Here is an 18,744-nt window from a genome sequence, read left to right as displayed (position 1 = left end):
AAGAGCGCGTGGTCGAGCGTCTGGGCGGCAATCAGTTGATCCCGCTGGACATCCGCATCATCGCCGCGACCAAGGAAGACCTGCGCCAGTCCGCACACCGACGTTTCCTACATCGCTTGCGCCCGCAAGCTGCTGTCGGTGCCGGAAGTCATCTACCCGCAATTCGCTACGCACAACGCCCACACCTTGTCGGCCATTTACCACATTGCCGGCCAGAACTATTACCCCGGCCAGTACGAGTTCCAGTGCCTGCACGGCATGGGCGAACCGCTGTACGAACAGGTTGTAGGCAAAGTTTCCGAAGGCAAGTTGAACCGTCCGTGCCGCGTGTACGCTCCGGTCGGTACTCACGAAACACTGCTGGCGTACCTGGTACGTCGTCTGCTGGAGAACGGCGCGAACACTTCGTTCGTCAACCAGATCGCCGATCAATCCATTTCGATTCAGGCGCTGGTCGCCGATCCGGTGGCCAGCATCGAGAAGATGGCGACGGCGGAAGGTGGTTTCGGCCTGCCGCACCCGCGCATCCCGCTGCCGCGTGATCTGTATGGTGCCGAGCGCGCCAACTCCAGCGGCATCGACATGGCCAACGAACACCGTCTGGCGTCGCTGTCCTGCGCGCTGCTGGCCACCGCACACAACAGCTGGAAAGCCGCGCCGATGCTCGGTTGCGCCTCCAGCACCGAAACCCCTGCACCGGTGTTGAACCCGTCGGATCTGCGCGACGTGGTCGGCCATGTCCAGGAAGCGACCGTCGAAGACGTCGACAACGCGATCCAGTGCGCCCTGAACGCCGGCCCGATCTGGCAGGCCACCCCGCCGGCCGAACGCGCCGCGATCCTGGAACGCGCCGCCGATTTGATGGAAGGCGAGATCCAGCCGTTGATGGGGCTGTTGGCTCGCGAAGCCGGCAAGACCTTCGCCAACGCCATCGCCGAAGTGCGTGAAGCCGTGGACTTCCTGCGTTATTACGCGGTGCAGGCGCGCAACGATTTCACCAACGACGCCCACCGCCCATTGGGCCCGGTGGTCTGCATCAGCCCGTGGAACTTCCCGCTGGCGATCTTCAGTGGCCAGGTTGCTGCTGCGCTCGCTGCCGGCAACCCGGTATTGGCCAAGCCTGCGGAACAAACCCCGTTGGTGGCGGCTCAAGCCGTGCGTTTGCTGCTCGAAGCCGGGATTCCCGAAGGCGTGCTGCAACTGCTGCCGGGCCGTGGCGAAACAGTAGGCGCCCGTCTGGTCGGCGATGAGCGGGTCAAAGGCGTGATGTTCACCGGTTCAACCGAAGTTGCGCGCTTGCTGCAACGCAATGTCGCCGGTCGCCTGGATGCCCAGGGTCGGCCGATTCCACTGATCGCTGAAACCGGCGGCCAGAACGCGATGATCGTCGACTCTTCGGCACTGACCGAACAGGTTGTGATCGACGTCGTTTCCTCGGCATTCGACAGCGCCGGCCAACGTTGCTCGGCACTGCGGGTGCTGTGTTTGCAGGAAGATTCCGCCGACCGTGTCATCGAAATGCTCAAGGGCGCCATGGCTGAATGCCGTCTGGGCAACCCTGAACGCCTGTCCGTGGACATCGGCCCGGTGATCGACGCCGAAGCCAAGGCGGGCATCGAGAAACACATCCAGGCCATGCGCGACAAAGGTCGCAACGTGTACCAGGTGGCCATCGCCGACGCCGAGGAAATCAAACGCGGCACCTTCGTCATGCCGACCCTGATCGAGCTGGAAAGCTTCGACGAGTTGCAACGCGAGATTTTCGGCCCGGTACTGCACGTGGTTCGCTACAAACGCAAAGACATCGACCAACTGATCGGCCAGATCAATGCCTCCGGCTACGGCCTGACGCTGGGTGTTCACACCCGGATCGACGAGACCATCGCCAAGGTGATCGATAACGTCAACGCCGGTAACGTCTACGTGAACCGCAACATTGTTGGCGCCGTGGTCGGTGTGCAGCCGTTCGGTGGCGAAGGCCTGTCGGGCACCGGTCCGAAGGCTGGCGGCCCGCTGTACCTGTACCGCTTGCTGTCGACGCGCCCTGCCGACGCCATCGAACAATCCTTCGCTCGCGGTGACGCTGTCGCTGCACCGGACGTTCGTCTGCGCGATGCCATGAGCAAGCCGCTGACCGCCCTGCAAGCTTGGGCCGACAGCAACAAGTTTGCCGACCTGAGCGCCTTGTGCGTGCAGTTCGCCGCGCAATCGCAAAGCGGCATCACTCGTGTTCTGGCGGGCCCGACCGGCGAGCGCAACAGCTACGCCATCCTGCCGCGCGAACACGTGCTGTGCCTGGCGGAAGTCGAAGGCGATCTGCTGACTCAATTGGCGGCGGTGTTGGCCGTGGGCGGTTCGGCGGTCTGGCCGGAAGCTGATCTGACCAAGGCATTGTTCGCACGGCTGCCGAAGGACATTCAGGCGCGAATCAAACTGGTTTCCGACTGGAACAAGGATGAAGTGGTATTTGATGCGGTCCTGCATCACGGCCATTCCGATCAGCTGCGTGCGGTGTGCCAGCAAGTGGCCAAGCGTGCCGGGGCGATTGTCGGGGTTCATGGGTTGTCCCAAGGCGAGACCAACATTGCGCTGGAGCGCTTGGTGATCGAGCGGGCGTTGAGCGTTAACACCGCGGCGGCGGGTGGTAATGCGAGCTTGATGACCATCGGCTAAACCGCTTCAAAACCAGGCGCCCGCAATGGTCGCCTGGTATGCAAAACCCCTTGTGGGAGCGGGCTTGCTCGCGAAGGCGGTGTGTCAGTCGACATCACATTGACTGTTACACCGCCTTCGCGAGCAAGCCCGCCCCCACATTTGATCAGTGGTTCTCGCCGACCACCATCACGCTCATCAATCATCCTGTTCAGCTTTTATTCGCGAGCCTAGACTCGGCCCATCCCCAAAAAAGGCAGGCCGACATGTCCGAGACGTTGCTCAGTTCCCGCAATCTGGCTTTCGAGCTGTACGAAGTCCTCGATGCCGAGGGCCTGACCCAGCGTGAGCGGTTCGCCGAGCACAATCGCGAGACGTTCGACGCCGCCATCGGCACCGCCCGCAACATCGCCGAAAAGTTCTTCGCCCCGCACAACCGCAAGGGTGACGAGAACGAGCCGCGCTATGAGAACGGTCAGGCAATTCTGATTCCTGAGGTAAAACCGGCGGTGGATGCCTTCCTCGAGGCCGGTTTCCTCAATGCCGCGCGCAGTTTCGACGCCGGTGGCATGCAACTGCCGACGTTGTTGTCCCAGGCCTGCTTCGCACATTTTCAATCGGCCAACGCGGCATCTACCTCGTATCCGTTCCTGACCATGGGCGCGGCCAATCTGATTGAGAGTTTTGGCACCGAGGAGCAGAAACGGCGCTTCCTGCAACCGATGATCGACGGGCGCTTCTTCGGCACCATGGCGCTGACCGAGCCGCATGCCGGGTCATCGCTGTCGGATATTCGTACGCGTGCGGAGCCGGCGTCTGACGGCACCTACCGCCTCAAGGGCAACAAGATCTTCATCTCCGGCGGCGACCATCCGCTGTCGGAAAACATCGTGCACATGGTGCTGGCCAAATTGCCGGACGCACCTGCCGGGGTGAAGGGCATTTCGCTGTTTATCGTGCCCAAGTTTCTGGTCAACGATGACGGCAGCCTCGGCCAGCGCAACGACGTGTTGCTGGCCGGGTTGTTCCACAAGATGGGCTGGCGCGGCACCACCTCCACCGCGCTGAACTTCGGCGATAACGGCGAGTGTGTCGGCTATCTGGTGGGCAAGCCGCACCACGGCCTGAGCTACATGTTCCAGATGATGAACGAGGCGCGGATCGGCGTCGGCATGGGCGCGGTGATGCTCGGTTACGCCGGCTACCTGTACTCGCTGGAATATGCCCGCGAACGTCCCCAAGGTCGCGTGCCGGACAGCAAGGACCCGAACACCGCGCCGGTGGCGATCATTCAACACGCCGACGTCAAGCGCATGTTGCTGACGCAAAAGGCCTACGTCGAAGGTTCGTTCGACCTTGGCTTGTATGCGGCGCGGCTGTTCGACGACACCACGACGCTGGAGAGCGAAGCCGCGCGCAAACAGGCCCACGAGCTATTGGACTTGCTGACGCCGATCGTCAAATCCTGGCCGTCGGAGTTTTGCCTGAAGGCCAACGAACTGGCGATCCAGATCCTCGGTGGCCACGGTTATACCCGCGAATATCCGGTGGAACAGTATTACCGCGACAACCGTTTGAACCCGATTCACGAAGGCACGCATGGCATTCAGTCGCTGGATTTGCTGGGCCGCAAACTGGCGCAAAACGGTGGCGCGGGGCTCAAGCAATTGATCCGGCTGATCGCCAACACCGCCGAACGCGCCCAGGCGTACGAGTCGCTGACCGCACTGCGTGAACCGCTGGAGAAACTGGTGGCGCGCCTGCAAACGGTGACCATCGGTTTGCTGACGGACCTGGGGCAGGGCAAGGTCAACAGCAGCCTGGCGAACTCGGCGCTGTATTTGAAAGTGTTCGGGCACACGGTGATTGGCTGGCGCTGGCTGGAACAGGCGATTCGCGCCGAGGAAGGGTTGGCCAGGGGCAACGCGGCGGATGTGAGCTTCTATAAAGGCAAGCTGCAGGCGGCGCGGTATTTCCTGACCTGGGAAGTGCCGGGTTGCCACCATGAACTGGCGATTCTTGAGGCGCGGGATGATGTGTGTTTGACGATGCAGGATGAGTGGTTCTGATCCAGGCCCCTTTAGCGCTGCTGAAATCCATTCGCGGGCAAGCCCGCTCCCACAGGGTCGGTGTTTACAGATCCAATGTGGGAGCGGGCTTGCTCGCTATGGCGCGGTTAACTGTGGGAGCGGGCTTGCTCGCGAAGAGGCCAGCGCTGACGACGCGTCAGTTGAGCTTGAACCCACCCATCTGCCGCGCCAAATCATCGGCCAGGCGCTGCAAGGTCTGACAATCTTCACGACAAGCCCTGACCTCCCCGGCGGTAGCCCGGGCCAGATCGGAAATCCCTTGCACGTTGCGGTTGATCTCTTCGGTCACCGCCGACTGCTCCTCCGTCGCCGTCGCCACCTGATGGTTCATGTCGCTGATGCGCTCGACCTGCCCGGTGATCGCCGTCAACGACGCCCCGGTGCGCTGGCTCGATTCAACCCCTGTGCCCGTCGCCGCTTGCCCGGAATGCATCGATGACACGGCATTCTCGGCGCCTTGTTTGAGGCTGCCGATCATCTGCTGAATCTCATCCGTCGATGACTGAGTCCGTCGCGCCAGCGTTCGCACTTCATCCGCCACCACCGCAAACCCGCGCCCCATGTCGCCGGCCCGCGCCGCTTCGATGGCCGCGTTCAGCGCCAGCAAATTGGTCTGCTCGGAAATCCCGCGAATCACCGCCAATACCTGATCGATCGACGCCACCTGATTGGCCAACTCACCGACGGCATGGGCGGCGAGGCCGATTTCATCGGACATGCTTTCGATATGCCGAATCGAACCGCCGACCACTTCCCGCGCCTGCATCGCTTCGTCGCGAGCGTTCTGCGAAGCGACCGCCGCGTTGCCGGCGTTCTGGGCGATTTCCTGCACGGTCAGGCCCATTTCGTGAACGGCCGTGGCGACCATGTCGGTCATTTCCTGCTGGCGCCCGGAACGCTCGGCGGTGTTGTCCACCACCTTCGCCACTTGGCTGACAGCGGTACGCAAGCGTTCGCTGGTGGTCAGCACTTCGCCAATCATCTCGCGCTGACTGTCCAGAAAGCGGTTGAAACCGCGCGCCAGGTCGCCCAGCTCATCGGCGCGACTGGCATCCAACCGGTGAGTCAGATCCCCACCGCCGCTGCCGATGGCTACCAGCGCCGCTGTTACCTGGCGGATCGGGCGCACCAAACCACGGGCCAGCAACACCACCAGCATCAGGCACACCAGCGCCACCGCCAGGCCGATGCCGCCGCTCATCCACATCGCGCGACGGGCCTCGGCGTAAATCTGCGCCTGGGGCACTTCGGCCACCAGCGTCCAGCCCAAGTCCCGCAACGGCAGGCTCAGCGCCAGATAATCTTCGCCGTCCCGCACAAAACCGCTGCTGGTGGCGGCTTTTTGACCCATGACCGCTTGTGCCGCCGGCGCGCCAATTTGCTCGGCCAAGGTGCGTTTGCCGCTGAATTTCGCCTCGGGATGCACCTGGATCAAACCGTCGGAACGCACGAGATAGACCTTGCCGCGCGCCCCGAAGTTGAAGTTGTGGATCAGCTGCGACAGCTCGTTCAGGCTCAGGCCAAGCCCGGCGACGCCCACGACTTTGCCCGCCTGCTCGACCTTGAGGTCGATGAACAGCGCCAATTCTCCGGTCGCGGTGTCAGTGTCGATATTGAGGGTGCGCGGCTGGTTACTGTCCAGAAACGAGTAGAACCAGGCGTCTTTGGGATTGGCACGGCTGAGGGTCCGGTCCAGGCCTTTTTCCGTGAAGTAGTGGTTTGAGGATGTGCCGACGATCAGCGCGGTAAACGCTTTGTGCTCGGCGCGGATGCCTTCCAGGTACTGCACAAACGTGGCGGTCTGCGCACTGTCTTCACCCCCGGCCAACCAGTCGCGCACCATGCTGTTGCTGGCGATGTCCTTGGCGGCGGTGAGGGGTTGAACGAGGATTCGTTCGATGTCGTTGCGCATCGCTTCGATGCTCGACGGCAGCGCTTGTTCGACCAGATAGCTCTGGGCGAGACGGTTAACCACCAGGGTATAAATGCCCGCCACGATCAGAATACTGACCAGCAGGGCGGTGCCCATACTCAGGATTAACTGCCATTGAATACTGCGTCGCCAGAACTGCATGGAGCACCCCCAAAGAATAAGTGGCTGAAACACTGCAACAGCCGTGCCGATTGTATACAACGCTTATCGACAATTTATTCTCTGGTTGTGCGCAAAGCTGATCAGGCCTGATTGATCGTCTTGGAGATCACTTCAACCGTGGCGCTGACTTGCTCTTGGTAACGGTCGAGTTCGAACTTGTGCTGCTTTTGCATCTCGATCTGCTGGGAACACAGGTTCATCGCAGCCAGCACCAACAGGCGATCACCGATCAGCGTCGGGTACTTCCTTTTAGTGTCGGCCAGAGCAGCCTTCAACATCATGGCGGCGTCCAGCAGGGTTTGCTCTTCCCCGGCCGGTGCCTTGATCGAATAGTCCTCCCCCAGGATCGAGACGACTTTTACCCCTGCGGCGCCTTGATTCATGCGCTTACCGGGCCGGCGCTGACGCGCTCGACCAGGGCCTGGATGCGGGCGGCAGTGGCGCCTTGTTTCTCTTCCTGTTCCATCAGGCTCAGTTGCAGGCTTTCGTTTTCATCCTTGGCCTGGGCCAGTTCTGCACTCAGGGATTGGTTGGTGCCTAGCAGCGTCTGGTTCTGTTGCACCAGGTCGCTGACCAGTTGTTCCAATTGGCTTAGGGATGCTTCCAACATTTTGATTTTCCAAGCATTTCAAGGGGCGCGTACGATAAAGAAAAGTCACCACGGATGCCAGGGTTATTGGGGCGCAAAGCCTTGATTTTCCTGGCGAGCGACCTTCCTCGCGAACTTAAAAGACTGTGATTGGCGAATCTGGTTCCTGCACTTCGTCGCCATGGGACGCCTGTGGCAAATACGCGCAGCCATTCAAGACTTCAGTCGCGTGACCGATAAGTCACCCATACGTCAGTCTCAGCGCCGCACGGATAGCGCTCTTTTCGGTAAACACCATGTCCCTTCGTAATATGAATATCGCGCCGCGGGCGTTCCTCGGTTTCGCCCTGATTGGCGGTTTGATGCTGGTTCTGGGGGTGTTTGCCTTGAACCAGATGAGCAAGATCCGCGGTGCCGCCGAAAACATCACGTCGAACAGCGTGCCGAGCATTCAAAGCCTCGACGAGTTCACGCAGTTGACCCTGCGCCTGCGCGTGCTCTCTTACCGTTTGCTGGTGAACCGCGAACCGGACATCCAGCAAAAAACCATGGACCTGCTGGAATCGCGCAACCAGCAAATCCGCAGCGCTCAGGCGATCTACGAAAAACTGATCAGCGGCCCGCAGGAACGTGCGGCCTACGATCAATACGTGCAGTTGCTCGGCCAGTACCGCCAGATCGAAGACCGCATGAAAACCTTCTCGCGCAACAATCAGGTCGACGAACTGCGCACCCTGCTCAACACCGATTTGCTGGCCAACTCTGAAGCCGTCAACACGGTGTTGAACCGCTTGCTGGAAATCAACACCCAGCAAGCCGTCGACACCAACCAGCAAGCCGCCGACCAATATTCCTCGGCCTTTAACCTGGTGGTGACGTTGCTGGTGCTCGCCACTGGCCTGACCTTGCTGTTCGCCTGGCTGTTGACCAACAGCATCACCAAGCCCATCGCCAACGCCTTGAATGCTGCCGAGGAAATTGCCGAAGGCAACCTGACGCGCCCGATCACCGTCGATGGCGCAGACGAAGCCGGCCGCTTGCTGCAGGCCATGGCGAAGATGCAGGACAAGCTGCGCGACACCCTGCAACGAATTTCCGGCTCGGCCACGCAACTGGCGTCCGCCGCTGAAGAACTCAACAGCGTCACCGACGAAAGTGCTCGCGGCCTGACCCGGCAGAATAACGAAATCGAACAAGCCGCCACGGCGGTCAACGAGATGACCAGCGCCGTGGAAGAAGTCGCGCGCAACGCGGTGAGCACCTCCGAAGCCTCGAAAAACGCCACCACCTCGGCCGGTGATGGCCGTGATCTGGTGCAGGAAACCGTCACCGCCATCGAACGCATGAGCGCCGATGTGCAAAGCACCGCGACCTTGATTGGCGACCTGGCCAACGAATCCCGCGACATCGGCAAGGTGCTGGACGTGATCCGTGGCCTGGCGGACCAGACCAACCTGCTGGCGCTGAACGCCGCGATTGAAGCCGCGCGCGCCGGTGAAGCCGGGCGTGGTTTTGCGGTGGTCGCGGATGAAGTTCGCGCCCTGGCGCATCGTACCCAACAGTCGACCAGCGAAATCGAACGCATGATCGGCAGCATCCAGAGCGGCACCGAGCATGCGGTGGATTCGATGCGCAACAGCACCGAGCGTGCGGAATCGACACTGAACATCGCCCGGGGTGCGGGGATGTCGCTGGACACCATCAACAGCGCGATTGTCGAGATCAACGAACGCAACCTGGTGATCGCCAGCGCGGCTGAAGAGCAGGCGCAGGTGGCGCGGGAAGTGGATCGCAACCTGGTGAACATTCGTGATTTGTCGGTGCAGTCGGCGACCGGCGCCAGTCAGACGAGCGCGGCGAGCAATGAGCTGTCACGCCTGGCGCTGGACCTGAACAACATGGTCGGACGGTTCAGCCTGTAACGGCCAACAGCCTTTTTGTGGCTGATCGGCTTTTGAGCCCAGGGCTTTGAGCTTTGAGCTTGTGGGCTTATAGGCTTGTGGGCTTACAGGCTTCCGTGGCGAGGGGGCTTGCCCCCGTTCGACTGCGAAGCAGTCGCAAAACAGCCGACCTCATTCAATTGATATACCGCGGCGCCTGAATTCAGGGCCGCTCCACGACCCAACGGCGGCAAGCCCCCTCCCCACCACAGCAAAAGCTTTTTGACAGCATCACATTTCAACAGGTTAGAATCGCTGGCACGCAGACTGCATGGTCAGTTTGTGCCCGCCTTATCAGTTTTCTGGAGTACTGCCTTTGAATGCGACGACCATCAACAGCCTGTTCTTGATCGGCGCGTTGCTGGTAGGTGCGAGCATTCTGGTGAGTTCCCTGTCGTCCCGCCTCGGCATCCCGATTCTGGTGATCATCCTGGCCGTGGGCATGGCCGCCGGCGTCGATGGCGGCGGGATCATTTTCGATAACTACCCGACGGCCTACCTGGTCGGCAACCTCGCCCTCGCGGTGATCCTGCTCGACGGCGGTTTGCGCACCCGAGTGTCGAGCTTTCGCGTGGCATTGTGGCCGGCGTTGTCGCTGGCCACCGTCGGCGTGTTGATTACCACCGCGCTGACCGGCATGGTCGCCGCGTGGCTGTTCAACCTCAACATCATTCAGGGCCTGCTGATCGGCGCCATCGTCGGTTCCACCGACGCCGCGGCGGTGTTCTCGCTGCTGGGCGGCAAAGGCCTGAACGAACGGGTGACCGCCAGCCTCGAAATCGAATCCGGCAGCAACGACCCGATGGCGGTGTTTCTCACCGTCACCCTGATCGACATGCTCGCCAGCGGCCAGACCGGTTTGCACTGGAGCCTGCTCGGGCACTTCGTGCGTGAGTTCGGCATTGGCGCGGTCATCGGCCTCGGCGGCGGCTGGGTCATGTTGCAACTGGTCAACCGGATCAATCTGGCTAACGGCCTCTATCCGATTCTGGTGATTGCCGGCGGGCTGGTGGTGTTCGCGCTGACCAACGCCCTGCACGGCAGCGGCTTCCTCGCGGTTTACCTCTGCGGCCTGGTGATCGGCAACCGCCCGGTGCGCAGCCGCCACGGCATTCTGCACATGCTCGACGGCATGGCCTGGCTCGCGCAAATCGGCATGTTCCTGGTGCTGGGCCTGCTGGTCACCCCGCACGACTTGCTGCCCATCGCCCTGCCCGCTCTCGGTTTGGCGCTGTGGATGATTCTGTTTGCGCGGCCGCTGTCGGTGCTGGTCGGGCTGCTGCCGTTCAAGGCGTTCCACGGGCGCGAGAAGGCGTTTATTTCCTGGGTCGGCCTGCGTGGCGCGGTGCCGATCATTCTGGCGGTGTTCCCGCTGATGGCCGGCCTGCCCAACGCGCAGCTCTACTTCAACCTCGCGTTCTTCATCGTGCTGGTGTCGCTGCTGGTGCAGGGCACAAGCCTGCCGTGGGTGGCGAAGCTGTTGAAGGTGACCGTGCCACCGGAGCCGGCGCCGATCTCGCGCGCCGCGCTGGAAGTCCACGTCACCAGCGAGTGGGAGCTGTTCGTTTATCGCCTCGGCGCCGAGAAATGGTGCATCGGCTCGCCGCTGCGCGAACTGAAAATGCCCGAAGGCACTCGCATCGCCGCCCTGTTTCGTGGCCAGCAACTGCTCCATCCGTCGGGTAGTACCGTGCTCGAAGTCGATGATTTGCTGTGTGTTATCGGCCATGAACACAACCTTGCGGCCCTCGGCAAACTCTTCAGCCAGGCGCCACAGCGCGGCCTCGATTTGCGCTTCTTCGGCGACTTCGTGCTTGAAGGAGACGCCCAACTGGCCGCGGTTGCAGCGCTGTACGGGTTGAAGGTCGAAGGCATCGATCCGGACATGTCCCTGGCCCAGTTCATTGCACAAAAAGTCGGCGGTGCACCGGTCGTGGGCGACCAGGTGGAGTGGAACAACACCATCTGGACGGTCGCGGTCATGGAAGGGAACAAGATCGGCAAAGTGGGCGTCAGATTCCCCGAAGGAAGTCGCCCGGGTCCGGGACTCTTCCTCTAAACTCCACTCTTCGTCTCGTTCTCGATCGGTCTTTATGTCAACCCTGCGCACCTTTTTCATCATCGCCCTGCTGGGCTTGAGTCTTTCTGTCGGCACGTTGCAAGCGGCCGAACCGCCATCCAGCGAAGCCGTGCAGGCGAGCCTGGACAAGATCGCCGATCGCAAGCTGCCGGAAGCCGATCAGAAAGCCCTGCAAACCATCCTGCAAAACACGCTGAACCAGCTCAATAACCGGCGTGATTACGAGCAGAAGCTGACGGATCTCAAGCAACAGCTCGCCTCCGCGCCGAAGCAGAACATCGAAAACCAGCGCGAACTGGTTCGCCTCAAAGGCACCAAAGTGCAGCCGGTGGCGCAGCGTTACGCCAACCAGACGATTCAGCAACTCGAGCAAATGCTCACCGAGCGCTCGACTCAACAGAGCGATCTGCAAAAAGCGCTGGCTGACGCCAACAGCCTGGTGATCACCGCCCAGACTCGCCCCGAGCGCGCTCAAGCGGAAATCTCTTCCAGCCAGACCCGCATCCAGCAAATCAACAACACCCTCAAGACCGGCAAAGACGCCGGAAAAACCTTGAGCGGCGAGCAGCGTGACTTGCTCAACGCCGAGCTCGCGGCCCTCAACGCATTGATTCCGCTGCGGCGCCAGGAACTGGCCGGCAACAGTCAGTTGCAAGACCTGGGCAACAGCCAGCACGACTTGCTCTCGGAAAAGTCCGACCGTCTCGATCAGGAAATCCAGGAGCTGCAAAACCTGATCAACCAGAAGCGCCTGGCCCAGTCCCAGGAGACCGTAACGCAGCAGTCCATCGAAGCGCAGAAGTCCGGCGGCAGCAGCTTGTTGGCCACTGAAAGCGCGGCCAACCTGAAGCTCTCGGACTACCTGCTCAAAAGCACCGACCGCCTCAACGAAGTCACGCAGCAGAACCTGCAGACCAAGCAGCAACTGGACAACGTGACCCAGAGCGATTCGGCGCTGGACGAGCAAATCAACGTGCTCAAGGGCAGCCTGTTGCTCTCCAAGATTCTCTACAAACAGAAGCAGGCACTGCCGCGACTCAAGCTCGATCGCGACCTGGCGGACCAGATCGCCGACATTCGTCTGTACCAATTCGAAGTCAGCCAGCAACGGGAACTGCTGAGCAATCCGGCGACCTACGTCGACAACCTGCTGGCCTCGCAACCGCCGGAGCAAGTGACCCCGCAACTGCGCAAAAGCCTGCTGGATCTGGCCACGACCCGCGCCGACCTGCTGGAACGGTTGAACCGCGAGTTAAGCGCGGTGCTTAACGAATCCATCACCCTGCAACTCAATCAGAAGCAACTGCTGAGCACCGCACAAAACCTGCGCGCGACCCTCGACGAACAGATGTTCTGGATCCCCAGCAACAAGCCGCTGGACCTGGAATGGATGCGCGCGGTGCCGGAGCGTCTGCAACGCCAGGTCACGACCTTGCCGTGGGCTTCAAGCCTCAGTGAATTGACCGATGGCCTGATTCAGCGACCACTGCTGTTTCTGCCGCTGGTGCTATTGATCGGCGCGCTGCTGTGGCGGCGTAAAAGCCTGTATGCCCGACTCAACAAGGTTCACCAGGACATTGGCCACTTCAAACGTGACAGCCAGTGGCACACGCCGCAGGCGATCCTGATCAATATTCTGTTGGCGATGCCGGTCGCGCTGGGCCTGGCCTTATGCGGTCTGGCGTTGCAGATCGATGCTCGTGGGCAGAACGCCAATATGGGCGCGGCGTTGCTGCAAATGGGCCAGGCATGGCTGGTGTTCTACACCGCGTACCGAATCCTCGCACCGGGCGGCGTGGCCGAACTGCACTTTCGCTGGGAAAAGCCTCAGGTCGAATTCCTGCAAGGCTGGGTGCGGCGACTTGGGCTGGTGGTCATCGCGCTGGTGGCCGTGGTGGCCGTTGCCGAACTGCAACCGGCGGCGCTGGCCGACGATGTGCTGGGCATGCCCGTCGTACTGATCTGCTACGCCCTGATGGCGTGGCTGCTCAGCCGCTTGCTGATCAGCAGCCCGGCTCACGAAAACGCTTCGCTGTTTCGCAAAGCGGTCGGAATCATGTTTACCGTGCTGCCCGTCGCGCTGTTTGTGGCGGTGTGCTTCGGCTACTACTACACCGCGCTGAAACTCAGCGATCGCTTGATCAACACCCTTTACCTGCTGATGTTCTGGCTGGTGATCGAAGCCACCTTCGTGCGCGGCCTCAGCGTTGCGGCACGCCGGCTCGCCTACCAGCGCGCCCTGGCCAAGCGTCAGGCGGCGAAAGAGGCTGGCGATGGCGAAGCGGTGATCGAAGAACCGACACTGGACATCGAGAAGGTCAACGAACAATCCCTGCGCCTGATCCGCCTGGCGTTGCTCGGCGGCTTCATCGCGGCGCTTTACTGGGTCTGGTCCGACCTGATTTCGGTGTTCTCGTACCTCGACAACATCACCCTCTACGAGTACACCAGCGGCACCGGCGCCAACATGAGCATGGTGCCGATCAGCATCGGCGACATGCTCGGTGCGCTGATCATCATCGGCATCACCTTCGCCCTCGCGCGCAACTTGCCGGGGCTGCTGGAAGTGTTGGTGCTGTCCAAGCTGAACCTGGCGCAGGGCAGCGCCTACGCCACCACCACACTGCTGTCATACGTGATCGCCGGCGTCGGCTTCGTCTCGACCCTGTCCACACTCGGCGTGAGCTGGGACAAGTTGCAATGGCTGGTGGCGGCGCTGTCGGTGGGGCTCGGCTTCGGCATGCAGGAGATCTTCGCGAACTTCATCTCCGGCATCATGATCCTGTTCGAGCGCCCGGTGCGGATCGGCGACACCATCACCATCGGCAACCTGTCGGGCACGGTGAGCAAGATCCGCATCCGCGCCACGACCATCACCGACTTCGACCGCAAGGACATCATTGTCCCGAACAAGACGTTCATCACCGGGCAACTGATCAACTGGTCGCTGACCGACACCATTACCCGCGTCACGCTCAAGCTCGGCGTCGATTACGGTTCGGACCTGGACCTGGTGCGAGAGCTGCTGCTCAAGGCCGCGCGCGACAACCCGCGTGTACTCAAGGACCCGGAGCCGCATGTGTATTTCCTGAACTTCGGCGAAAGCACCCTCGACCACGAGTTGCGCATGCACGTGCGCGACCTCGGTGACCGTAACCCGGTGCTGGACGAGGTCAACCGCTTCATCAACCGCGAATTCAAGAAACAGCACATCAACATCTCGTTCCGGCAGATGGAGGTTTACCTCAAGAACCTGCACGGCCAGGAATACAAACTGGTGCCCATCGAGTCCGAAACCAAAACCATCGTGCCGATGGCCGATGGCAAACCGCTGCAAGAGCCGCCGGCCGCCAAGCTCGACTAACCGCCCTATCCCTAGCAGAATGCCCGGACATTCTGCTGGAGATGGCCGGTGAAAGCCCTCGACGAACTGACCTTCGATAATCGCTTCGCACGCCTGGGCGATGCATTTTCCGCCCACGTGCTGCCCGAGCCCATCGACAATCCGCGTCTGGTCGTTGCCAGCCCCGCCGCCATGGCGTTGCTGGACCTCGACCCGGCCGTGGCCGAAACCCCGGAATTCGCCGAGCTGTTCAGCGGCCACAAGCTGTGGGCTGACGCGGTGCCGCGGGCGATGGTCTATTCCGGTCATCAGTTCGGTTCGTACAACCCACAACTGGGCGATGGTCGCGGCTTGTTGCTCGGCGAGGTTTATAACGAGGCCGGCGAACACTGGGACCTGCACCTCAAGGGCGCGGGCCAGACGCCTTTTTCGCGCATGGGCGATGGCCGCGCCGTGTTGCGTTCGTCGATCCGCGAATTCCTCGCCTCCGAAGCGCTGAACGCCCTGAACATCCCGACCACCCGCGCCCTGTGCGTGATCGGCTCCGACACCCCGGTGTGGCGCGAGAAGCAGGAGCGCGCCGCCATGGTCCTGCGCCTGGCACCCAGCCACGTGCGCTTCGGGCATTTCGAATATTTCTACTACACCAAGCGTCCCGAGCAGCAAAAAGCCCTCGGCGAACACGTCCTGGCCATGCACTTCGCGCAATGCCTTGAGCAACCGGAGCCGTACCTGGCGATGTTCCGTGAAATCGTCGAGCGCAATGCCGAGCTGATCGCCAAATGGCAGGCGTATGGCTTCTGCCACGGGGTGATGAACACCGACAACATGTCGATTCTGGGTATCACGTTCGACTTCGGGCCGTTCGCCTTCCTCGACGACTTCGATGCCAATTTCATCTGCAACCACTCCGATGACCAAGGCCGCTATTCCTTCAGCAACCAGGTGCCGATCGGCCAATGGAACCTGAGCGCCCTCGCCCAGGCCCTGACGCCGTTCATCGAGGTCGACGCCCTGCGCGAAACCCTCGGCCTGTACTTGCCGCTGTATCAGGCGCATTACCTCGACCTGATGCGCCGCCGTCTCGGTTTCACCACGGCCGAAGACGACGACCAGAAACTGCTGGAGCAACTGCTGCAACTGATGCAGAACAGCGGCGTCGACTACACCTTGTTTTTCCGCCGCCTGGGGGATGAATCACCCGAGTTGGCCGTTACCCGTTTGCGCGACGACTTTGTCGACATCAAGGGTTTCGATGCCTGGGCTGCGCTGTACGTGGCCCGTGTTTCTCGCGAAGGCCTGGCTGATCAGCAACAACGCCGCACCCGGATGCATGCGGTCAATCCGCTGTACATCCTGCGTAATTACCTGGCGCAGAAAGCTATCGATGCTGCGCAAAGTGGCGATTACTCGGAAGTTCGGCGACTGCACGCGGTGTTGAGCAATCCGTTCAATGAGCAGCCGGGAATGGAGAGCTATGCCGAACGGCCACCGGAGTGGGGCAAGCATCTGGAGATCAGCTGTTCGTCGTGAGGCCGGCTAGATAAAGGTCTCCACCGACACTCCGAAGCGCTCGGCCAACCAGCGGATTTGCCGCAGGTTGAGCTGACGCTTGCCGCTCAGGATCTCGGACACGACCGACTGGGTGCCGACACCGGGCAGGTCGCTTTGATTCAAACCGTGTTCGCGCATCAAGTAGCCCAGGACATCGACGCCGCTGGCCTTCGGCATCGGATGATGCTTGTGATCCCACTCCTCGATCCAGTCGCCGATGATGTCCACCAGACTCATCAGCGGATGGGACTCATCGTCGCCGGTCATCTCGAGCAATTCGTCCAGCGCCTGCGCCAAGAGGTCGTAGTCCTCTTCATTCTTCGGCTTGCGCAGCAACGGTGAGACGAACTCCCAATGCTCGGCCGCTCTTTTGATCAGCGCACTCATACCCTTTCCTCCTTCCATTTTCCGCGGTCATATTCGCGGTGATCCAACACATGCTTGATATAAAGCTTTTGCTTTCGATACCTGACAAAAGCGATCAGTCGCAGTTTGTTGCCACCAATATCGAAAACATGAAGTTCACCTACCTTGTCGACAGCAGGAAATATGGCCTTCATCGCCGAGAAATCCGGCGGCGTATTACGTTTGCTCAATCGATACCAATGATCCAATGCGGTGGCTGCCTGCGGCCATTTTGCCTTGGCTTCACGAATTCGTTTTTCGGTGATGACATGCATGCAACATCCTTATCGCATTCTGCTATGGAGAGTAATCCCAGCGCGGACATATCGCAAGTTGCGATAATCATGCGTTGACGAGTGGTCTCGCTGAGTACGATTGAGCCTGGTTTTGTCGCCAAGCGCTGCACGGTTGAAACTGTGAGCAAACGTCTCCAAATAGCAGTTATTGGCTTCTTAACTGGATCACCCTCATGACCGACCCACTCCTCATCCCCTGCCCGCACTGCAACGGCCTCAACCGCATCCCCGCAGAACGCCTCGACGACCACCCGAAATGCGGTCGCTGCAAGGCTGCGGTCTTGCTCAGCAAACCGTTCGAATTGAAGCAAGGCGATTACGCCAGCCAGATCAAGGGTGATCTGCCGCTGTTGGTGGACGTGTGGGCGGACTGGTGTGGGCCGTGCAAGTCGTTTGCGCCGGTGTTCGAGCAGGCGGCGGGGCAATTGGCAGGCAAGTGCCGGCTGGCGAAACTGGACAGCGAGGCGAACCAGCAGTTATCGGCGCAGTTGGGGATCCGCTCGATTCCAAGCTTGATTCTGTTCAAGAACGGTCGAGAGGTGGCCCGCCAGAGTGGGGCTTTCCCGTTACCGCAACTGATGAGCTGGCTGCGCAGCCAAGGGATTTAAATCCACCCCGAATCAACTGTGGGAGCGGGCTTGCTCGCGAAGGCGCAGTGTCAGTCGACATCAATAATGAATGTCACATCGCTTTCGCGAGCAAGCCCGCTCCCACAGGGGTCTGCGTCATCCGCAGGGTTCAGGCTTTTTCCAGCAAGTTATGTAACTCGACAAATTGCTGGGTCAGCTTGTGCCGTGGGTCGAGGTGGATCAGCGGCGTATTGGCCTGGTGTGATTCGCGCATACGCACCGAACTGGCCAAATACACCGGCAACACCGGCAACCCTTCGGCAATCAGCTCGTCGAGGATCTGTTGCGGCAGGCTGGCACGGGCCTGGAACTGATTGACCACGATGCCTTCAACTTCCAGCCCTTCGTTATGGTCTTCCTTCAACTCTTCGATTTCCGCCAACAGGCCGTAAAGCGCCTGACGCGAGAAACTGTCGCAGTCGAAGGGGATCAGCACACGATCAGCGGCAATCAATGCCGAAACCGCGTAAAAATTCAGCGCTGGCGGCGTGTCGAGGTAGATGCGGTCGTAGTCCTCGCTCAGCTCTTCCAGCAATTTGCGCAGCTTGTTGATTTTGTGTTTGGCCTCAAGCTTGGGCTGCAGATCGGCCAGCTCGGCGGTAGCGGTGATGACGTGCAGGTTTTCGAACGGGGTTTCGTAGATGTCGACCTGGTTTTTCTTCGAAAACGGCCCGGAGGACAAGGTCTGCTTGAAGAAGTCGGCAATGCCCATCGGAATGTCATTCCCGGTGAGCCCCGTCAGGTACTGAGTGGAGTTGGCCTGGGCATCGAGATCGACCAATAACGTGCGATAGCCCTCGCTGGCGCTGACCGCCGCCAGATTGCAGGCAATGCTGGACTTGCCCACGCCCCCTTTCTGATTGAACACCACACGCCGCATGTCAAAACCTCCGTGTATCAAAGAATGACCGAGTGTAGTAGTCCACGGCGCTGCTTCGCTACCTCGACGGGAAAGGGACTACGCAGTCAGGTGCGATCGCCAGACAAAAAAATCGCCATCTCCTCAATTAAGCAAGCCTCCAGCCGACAGACATACTCAGTGCGTCGTGGATAATGGCCATTCGACAGCTT

At 60.8% G+C, this 18,744-nt stretch carries 12 protein-coding genes and 4 pseudogenes; 9 read left to right on the top strand and 7 right to left on the bottom strand.

Features of this window, described 5'->3' with window-relative positions:
- The 3 genes and pseudogenes from ACQKP4_RS12225 to ACQKP4_RS12215 form a co-directional block, all read left to right on the top strand.
- Window positions 1–95 (top strand): annotated as a pseudogene (locus tag ACQKP4_RS12225) (sigma 54-interacting transcriptional regulator); the annotation flags it as partial.
- A pseudogene (gene putA, locus ACQKP4_RS12220) lies at window positions 94–2,673 on the top strand (bifunctional proline dehydrogenase/L-glutamate gamma-semialdehyde dehydrogenase PutA); the annotation flags it as partial. The pseudogenes ACQKP4_RS12225 and putA, both read left to right, overlap by 2 nt.
- A gap of 245 nt (window positions 2,674–2,918) precedes the next feature.
- Window positions 2,919–4,721 (top strand): acyl-CoA dehydrogenase, encoded by a 1,803-nt coding sequence (locus ACQKP4_RS12215; protein WP_427633403.1) that lies wholly within the window; start codon window positions 2,919–2,921, stop codon window positions 4,719–4,721.
- A 157-nt stretch (window positions 4,722–4,878) separates the two neighbouring features.
- Here ACQKP4_RS12215 and ACQKP4_RS12210 read toward each other — a convergent pair whose 3' ends face one another.
- From ACQKP4_RS12210 to ACQKP4_RS12195, 4 genes and pseudogenes are all read right to left on the bottom strand, one after another.
- Window positions 4,879–5,610: a methyl-accepting chemotaxis protein gene (locus ACQKP4_RS12210; RefSeq protein WP_427633412.1), complete on the bottom strand. Its 732-nt coding sequence runs from the start codon at window positions 5,608–5,610 to the stop codon at window positions 4,879–4,881.
- Between the two features lie 132 nt (window positions 5,611–5,742).
- Window positions 5,743–6,771: pseudogene (locus ACQKP4_RS12205) on the bottom strand (HAMP domain-containing protein); the annotation flags it as partial.
- A gap of 146 nt (window positions 6,772–6,917) precedes the next feature.
- Complete coding sequence (locus tag ACQKP4_RS12200) at window positions 6,918–7,220, bottom strand: cell division protein ZapA (RefSeq protein ID WP_427633401.1); 303 nt, start codon at window positions 7,218–7,220, stop codon at window positions 6,918–6,920.
- Window positions 7,217–7,447, bottom strand: a complete 231-nt coding sequence (locus ACQKP4_RS12195) for a hypothetical protein (protein ID WP_427633399.1) — start codon at window positions 7,445–7,447, stop codon at window positions 7,217–7,219. The genes ACQKP4_RS12200 and ACQKP4_RS12195 overlap by 4 nt, the downstream gene beginning before the upstream one ends.
- A gap of 275 nt (window positions 7,448–7,722) precedes the next feature.
- Here ACQKP4_RS12195 and ACQKP4_RS12190 point away from each other — a divergent pair.
- From ACQKP4_RS12190 to selO, 5 genes and pseudogenes are all read left to right on the top strand, one after another.
- Window positions 7,723–8,445 (top strand): annotated as a pseudogene (locus ACQKP4_RS12190) (MCP four helix bundle domain-containing protein); the annotation flags it as partial.
- A 30-nt stretch (window positions 8,446–8,475) separates the two neighbouring features.
- Window positions 8,476–9,348: a methyl-accepting chemotaxis protein gene (locus tag ACQKP4_RS12185; RefSeq protein WP_427633410.1), complete on the top strand. Its 873-nt coding sequence runs from the start codon at window positions 8,476–8,478 to the stop codon at window positions 9,346–9,348.
- Between the two features lie 334 nt (window positions 9,349–9,682).
- On the top strand, window positions 9,683–11,425 hold the full coding sequence (locus ACQKP4_RS12180; protein WP_427633397.1) for a potassium/proton antiporter: 1,743 nt from the start codon (window positions 9,683–9,685) through the stop codon (window positions 11,423–11,425).
- Window positions 11,426–11,459: 34 nt separating this feature from the next.
- Window positions 11,460–14,810: a mechanosensitive channel MscK gene (gene mscK / locus ACQKP4_RS12175; RefSeq protein WP_427633395.1), complete on the top strand. Its 3,351-nt coding sequence runs from the start codon at window positions 11,460–11,462 to the stop codon at window positions 14,808–14,810.
- Window positions 14,811–14,858: 48 nt separating this feature from the next.
- Window positions 14,859–16,322 carry a protein adenylyltransferase SelO gene (gene selO, locus ACQKP4_RS12170; protein WP_427633393.1) on the top strand — a complete coding sequence of 488 codons (1,464 nt, stop codon included), beginning with the start codon at window positions 14,859–14,861 and terminating at the stop codon, window positions 16,320–16,322.
- Between the two features lie 6 nt (window positions 16,323–16,328).
- On the opposite strand, the gene ACQKP4_RS12165 is transcribed toward selO, so the two are convergent.
- Entirely contained in the window at window positions 16,329–16,730 is a 402-nt protein-coding gene (locus tag ACQKP4_RS12165) for a helix-turn-helix domain-containing protein (RefSeq protein WP_427633391.1), read from the bottom strand.
- Entirely contained in the window at window positions 16,727–17,023 is a 297-nt protein-coding gene (locus tag ACQKP4_RS12160; RefSeq protein ID WP_427633389.1) for a type II toxin-antitoxin system HigB family toxin, read from the bottom strand. The genes ACQKP4_RS12165 and ACQKP4_RS12160 overlap by 4 nt, the downstream gene beginning before the upstream one ends.
- Window positions 17,024–17,217: 194 nt before the next feature.
- Here ACQKP4_RS12160 and trxC point away from each other — a divergent pair, with 194 nt between their 5' ends.
- Window positions 17,218–17,652, top strand: a complete 435-nt coding sequence (gene trxC, locus ACQKP4_RS12155) for a thioredoxin TrxC (RefSeq protein WP_427633387.1) — start codon at window positions 17,218–17,220, stop codon at window positions 17,650–17,652.
- A 130-nt stretch (window positions 17,653–17,782) separates the two neighbouring features.
- On the opposite strand, the gene ACQKP4_RS12150 is transcribed toward trxC, so the two are convergent.
- Entirely contained in the window at window positions 17,783–18,553 is a 771-nt protein-coding gene (locus ACQKP4_RS12150; protein WP_427633385.1) for a ParA family protein, read from the bottom strand.
- Between the last annotated feature and the right edge of the window lie 191 nt (window positions 18,554–18,744).

The sequence above is a fragment of the Pseudomonas sp. NPDC086278 genome, from assembly GCF_050280905.1.
In the GTDB taxonomy this organism is placed as follows: domain Bacteria; phylum Pseudomonadota; class Gammaproteobacteria; order Pseudomonadales; family Pseudomonadaceae; genus Aquipseudomonas.
This window is presented reverse-complemented; position numbering and strand designations above follow the sequence as displayed.

Coding starts and splice junctions, on each gene's coding strand:
- ACQKP4_RS12215 (WP_427633403.1), top strand. CDS start 2,919: ATGTCCGAGACGTTGCTCAGTTCCCGCAATCTGGCTTTCGAGCTGTAC.
- ACQKP4_RS12210 (WP_427633412.1), bottom strand. CDS start 5,610: ATGGTCGCCACGGCCGTTCACGAAATGGGCCTGACCGTGCAGGAAATC.
- ACQKP4_RS12200 (WP_427633401.1), bottom strand. CDS start 7,220: ATGAATCAAGGCGCCGCAGGGGTAAAAGTCGTCTCGATCCTGGGGGAG.
- ACQKP4_RS12195 (WP_427633399.1), bottom strand. CDS start 7,447: ATGTTGGAAGCATCCCTAAGCCAATTGGAACAACTGGTCAGCGACCTG.
- ACQKP4_RS12185 (WP_427633410.1), top strand. CDS start 8,476: ATGGCGAAGATGCAGGACAAGCTGCGCGACACCCTGCAACGAATTTCC.
- mscK (WP_427633395.1), top strand. CDS start 11,460: ATGTCAACCCTGCGCACCTTTTTCATCATCGCCCTGCTGGGCTTGAGT.
- ACQKP4_RS12165 (WP_427633391.1), bottom strand. CDS start 16,730: ATGAGTGCGCTGATCAAAAGAGCGGCCGAGCATTGGGAGTTCGTCTCA.
- ACQKP4_RS12160 (WP_427633389.1), bottom strand. CDS start 17,023: ATGCATGTCATCACCGAAAAACGAATTCGTGAAGCCAAGGCAAAATGG.
- trxC (WP_427633387.1), top strand. CDS start 17,218: ATGACCGACCCACTCCTCATCCCCTGCCCGCACTGCAACGGCCTCAAC.
- ACQKP4_RS12150 (WP_427633385.1), bottom strand. CDS start 18,553: ATGCGGCGTGTGGTGTTCAATCAGAAAGGGGGCGTGGGCAAGTCCAGC.